Source organism: Bacillus sp. GMs2/2, from assembly GCF_050172095.1.
GTDB lineage: Bacteria > Bacillota > Bacilli > Bacillales > Bacillaceae_G > Bacillus_A > Bacillus_A cereus.
In genome coordinates, this window is the sequence record NZ_JBNLYE010000307.1 from 1 (window position 1) to 4,770 (window position 4,770).

The following is a 4,770-nucleotide window of genomic DNA, read 5'->3' on the forward strand; positions in this document are numbered from 1 at the left end:
AAATGATAAGTAAATGAAATACATAATAAAAAAGAGTCAATCTCCAGCACAATAGAAGATTGACTCTTTCCTTTATTTACTCCCCTGTTTCAGAGAATCGCTTTATACGTTCACCAATTTCATCACGAACACGTTGAAATTCGGACCACTCTTTTCCTGCTGGATCATCAAATCCCCAATGAACACGATTTACATGCGGCGGAGTAGATGGACAAACAGAATCCGCATGACTACACAGCGTAACGACTAAATCAGCACTATTTAAAATGTTTGCATCAATTATATCTGATGTTTGATTTGTTATGTCGATATTTACTTCGTTCATTGCTTTAATTGCATTTGGATTTACTCCATGTGCTTCAATTCCTGCAGAATATACATTCCATTTATCACCTAAATATTGTTTGCCCCACGCTTCTGCCATTTGGCTTCGGCATGAATTTCCTGTACATAAGAAATAGATTGTCTTTTTGTTTTCCATGGTATTTTCCACCTTTATTTTATATTTAGACTGGTTGGTCATTAAAATATTTACGTTTAAACCAAAAAGCAACGTTTACAAGTGCAATCATTACAGGTACTTCAACTAATGGTCCGATAACTGCTGCAAATGCTGCGCCTGAATGAATACCAAACACCCCAACTGCTACAGCAATTGCTAACTCAAAGTTATTACTACCTGCTGTAAATGCTAACGTTGTCGTCACCGGATAGTTTGCACCAATTTTTCTTCCCATAAAGAAAGATACAAAAAACATTACAATAAAATAGATTAATAACGGAATCGCTATTCTTACCACATCTAATGGTACGCTAACAATCATCTCCCCTTTTAAAGAGAACATAATGATGATTGTAAATAATAATGCAAGTAATGTAAGTGGACTAATCTTCGGTATAAACACCTTTTCATACCATTCTCTTCCTTTTAACTTAACGAGTACAAAACGTGTTAACATGCCTGCTATAAAAGGAATTCCCAAATAGATAAATACTGATTTCGCTACTTCTCCCATTGTAATATCGACAATAGCCCCTTCAATCCCTAACCATTCTGGAATGACTGTTACAAACACGTATGCATAAACGGAGAAGAATAACATTTGAAATACTGAGTTAAAAGCCACTAAACCTGCTGCATACTCTTTATCCCCATCTGCAAGATCGTTCCAAACAATTACCATTGCAATACAACGTGCTAAACCAATCATAATGAGTCCGACCATGTATTCTGGCTTATCTGGAAGAAAAATAATTGCTAAAACAAACATAAGTACAGGTCCAATAATCCAGTTTTGTACTAAAGATAAAACCAATACTTTTACATCTTTAAATACGCGGCCCATTTCCTCGTAACGAACTTTCGCTAACGGTGGATACATCATGACAATTAAACCAACAGCTAGCGGGATAGACGTTGTTCCAACTTGTAATGTATTCAATCCGTCTACTACACTAGGAAATACAAACCCTAAACCAATCCCAACAGCCATAGCTAGAAAAATCCATAGTGTTAAATATCGATCTAGAAAAGATAAACGTTTCATTTTATTTTCCATCTCCTATTAACAACAAGAATTTTGTTCTACTACGTTAGAAGTCTTGCAACAAGGTGCCTCTTCTATTTTATGAACATCACTCTGTGCTTTTGTATAAAAGAATTCCCACTCGTTCCCATCAGGATCCGTTACCCAAAACTTATCTTGAACCGCATAGCAACAAGTCGTATCCATCTCATCACGCGCAAAGAAACCTTCTTTTTCTAATCTTTCTTTATGTAACGTAATTTCTTCAGCTGTATCCACTTGGAAACCGAAATGATTTACCTGATTTCCCTTCACTTCATCTCGTACGTTTAGCGTGAAATTAAGTCCTGGCGTCTCTAATAAAAATTTTGCATAATCTACTTTCACCTTAACTGGTGACACACCAAATACCTTTTCGTAGAATTCAATAGACTTCTCTAAATCCGTAACATTTATACCGACATGAACATATCTCATAGCTTATTCCTCCTCTTTATATGTTATTAATCAATTTTTTTTGATTAATAACGCAAAATTTTAACAACAACTACCTTTGCCTGTTTTTCTAAAAATACAGCACAATTCTTCTGATAATAAATTGTTTACTTCCGCATCATTTAAATCATAATAACTCCAAGTACCTTTTGTTTCTTTTACAATTAAACCTGCATCTAATAAAATCTTTAAATGATAGGACAACTTAGATTGCGTCATTTCAAAAATCTCTGTTAAATCACATACACAAGTCTGGCCTCGCTGGCAAAGTTCATACATGATTTCTAAACGTTTTTGATCAGCCAACGCTTTAAACTTTTTCTCATATAACTGAAAATTTTGTGCCACTGTAGTTCACTTCCCTTCATCAACTTTTTTTGATGTTTATAGTATATACGCTAGTGAGTTTATTATGCAACTTATTAATCAATTTTTTTGATTTAGAAAAACTTCCTCCCATTATATCTTTGCTACAACTAAAAAGGGCCCTAGCCTTTTCAAAAATGAAAAACTACGGTTCTTTTTACAACTTAATAGTTACAATATTTCCGAGAAATGGATTCTCTATAACTATTTTAAATTTTAATTTGACCATTATAGAGTATTACCCCATCACCATCAATCTAAGAAAAATAAATACCCCAAAATGAGAAAAATCAATATAACTCTTCGGCAAATAAAGATAACTCTTGTTTTTTGTACGTATTCATAAAAAGCACGTCACCCTTTCTCATTAACATAAGAGAATAGTAACGTGCTTTTAATTTCAAAAATAGTCTAAATCCTTAAGTTGATGGTTGTGGGGCGGAACCCCAATAAGAACGGTATCTAAAAGTTGTATGAGAGGTATTAGTTCCATTCCAAAGGTCTCAGCAAACGATTAACTCAAGTACCGATTTCGGATGACCCCCATGTGATGAAGTTCGTGTCCTGCGATGCCGTACGCGAGGGCGCGCACCGTAATGCTTAGGTTGTTGGCTGTGCCCTTTCGGGTCCACGCCTCCGCCGGTAGCCCGCGCAGCAATGTGATCGTTGATTGCCGTACGGCCCGGTAGTCTTCGGCCAATTGCTCAGGTGTCCAACTTCCGAAAGGAGGCATGAACAATTCCTGATCGAAAGCAGTCAACGGCGTCTGGTCCCCTCTTGCGAACCGGAGCAGGCGGTAGGTCATGACGCGTTCCGCGTCTGCAATGTGGCCCACGACTTCTTTCAGCGTCCATTTTCCTTCCGCATACCGATATGCGGCCTGGCTTTCGGTCAACGATGCCAGTAGCTCGATCATTTGCTTTTCCTGGGCGAACAGAATATCGATGATATTACCGTCCGGCACCAAACGGATATATTCACCGGAGCTCCCGGCATATTCTTCTTCTGACGGTCTTTGATTCATACGTAGTCACCTCTTTATGTATATATAGAAAATTATAGGACTCGTCTATGTCTAATCAATTCGCGAAATGATAGAACTTTCCTTCTAATAATTGAGGATAAGCAACTATTTAGTCAGTCAGTCGGTCGCCACACTATCCTGATTCGTTAGCACAATAAGCAACGCTAATCAATAATGCATAAAAATTATCTGTTATACAATATTTCAAAGTTATTAATATATAAAGGTAACACCTTCTTTTTTTAATTTAAAGATGAATTTTCAATTATATTTTGAAATAGACCGAAGTAAAACACACTAGTCTAACTACTTTTCTATACAAGATTTTATGCAAAAAAGAATAGCGAAGACCCTAGAATCCCCGCTATATCAATGATGTATAAAATCTTGTATAAGAGATAGATAGACATAGAGACAAAAAATTTAGTAAAAATAAGGATGCTATGAAAAACTTGCTAACGATAATAGGACGTTATGTTAACTATATACGAATATCATATTCATCCAAAATTGCCCTTACTGATGGTACAATTAAAGTCTTGGAGGGATATTATGGGAATTTATTATGTATTACTGTTTCTTATATTCGGCACTGCAATATTCTTATTTTTCTTGTCTAGTTCATCAAAAATTAAGGCTAAAAACCTATCATTGATAATCGTCTGTTTAGGGATAAACCTACTCATAAGTCCAGTGGCTTTTTTATGGGCGGGATAGCTGATTATGCAGGTGTGGTGGCTAATTATGGAGCTTATGTTGCGGGTGATTCGGCAACAGCTCCTCCTCTAGTTATTCATGTGCTTTATTTTTTAGGAGGATTTCTCTTCATTCAGGGAATACCGCTCCTCATACTACTTTTAGCTTTTTGGAAGTTTACAAGAGCAAAGAAAACAAAACAAGTATAAAACACATAACGAATAAGTGGATGCCTTTTTAGAGGAGAATTGAATCTCTCCAATCAGGAGAAGTTTAAAATAACTTCCAATAACGAGAATAATGTAAATAAGCTGTCCATGTAGACAGCTTATTGTTTTTTGTTTAGCGTGCAAAATTCGCGTCTTGTTCGCGGGACCCCAAACAGTACGATTTTATTTCAAAGACACAACGTTCTTACTACACATTTTTTATTTATCCCACACTCTCATATGCTAGTATTACTATTTTTTATTACTAATGTTGCCGTTTCACTCGGATGGCTAAGAGGAAAATGATGGCCATATGGAACAAAATCAACCTTACCAAGATGCGATGGAGCAGAATAACCTCTGTCATAATCCCCCCAAATAATGTGAAGATTATACTTTGTTACTTCATTGAAATCACCTTGATCGTTTTTCAGTAGTAAACTGTTAAGCTGAA

The 4,770-nt window shown here is 36.0% G+C and carries 5 protein-coding genes and 2 pseudogenes; 1 reads left to right on the plus strand and 6 read right to left on the minus strand.

The annotated features are described in order from the left end of the window. Positions 1–76: 76 nt before the first annotated feature. From arsC to ACQGS6_RS23060, 5 genes are all read right to left on the minus strand, one after another. A complete protein-coding gene (arsC, locus tag ACQGS6_RS23040; RefSeq protein ID WP_000428354.1) occupies positions 77–481 on the minus strand; it encodes an arsenate reductase (thioredoxin) in 405 nt (134 codons plus the stop codon). 25 nt (positions 482–506) lie between these two features. After that, positions 507–1,547, minus strand: a complete 1,041-nt coding sequence (arsB, locus tag ACQGS6_RS23045) for an ACR3 family arsenite efflux transporter (protein ID WP_000826557.1) — start codon at positions 1,545–1,547, stop codon at positions 507–509. 18 nt (positions 1,548–1,565) lie between these two features. Then, positions 1,566–2,003, minus strand: a complete 438-nt coding sequence (locus tag ACQGS6_RS23050) for an ArsI/CadI family heavy metal resistance metalloenzyme (protein WP_001270994.1) — start codon at positions 2,001–2,003, stop codon at positions 1,566–1,568. Positions 2,004–2,063: 60 nt separating this feature from the next. Beyond that, the gene (arsR, locus tag ACQGS6_RS23055; RefSeq protein ID WP_000068188.1) at positions 2,064–2,369 is read right to left on the minus strand and encodes an arsenical resistance operon transcriptional regulator ArsR; all 306 of its coding nucleotides are present in this window, start codon (positions 2,367–2,369) and stop codon (positions 2,064–2,066) included. A gap of 532 nt (positions 2,370–2,901) precedes the next feature. Beyond that, positions 2,902–3,411, minus strand: coding sequence for a DinB family protein (locus ACQGS6_RS23060; RefSeq protein WP_061139100.1), 510 nt, complete (start codon positions 3,409–3,411; stop codon positions 2,902–2,904). A 552-nt stretch (positions 3,412–3,963) separates the two neighbouring features. Between ACQGS6_RS23060 and ACQGS6_RS23065 the strand changes: the two are divergent. Further along, positions 3,964–4,316: pseudogene (locus ACQGS6_RS23065) on the plus strand (hypothetical protein). Positions 4,317–4,552: 236 nt separating this feature from the next. Here the strand turns inward: ACQGS6_RS23065 and ACQGS6_RS23070 are convergent. Then, positions 4,553–4,770 (minus strand): annotated as a pseudogene (locus tag ACQGS6_RS23070) (alpha/beta fold hydrolase); the annotation flags it as partial.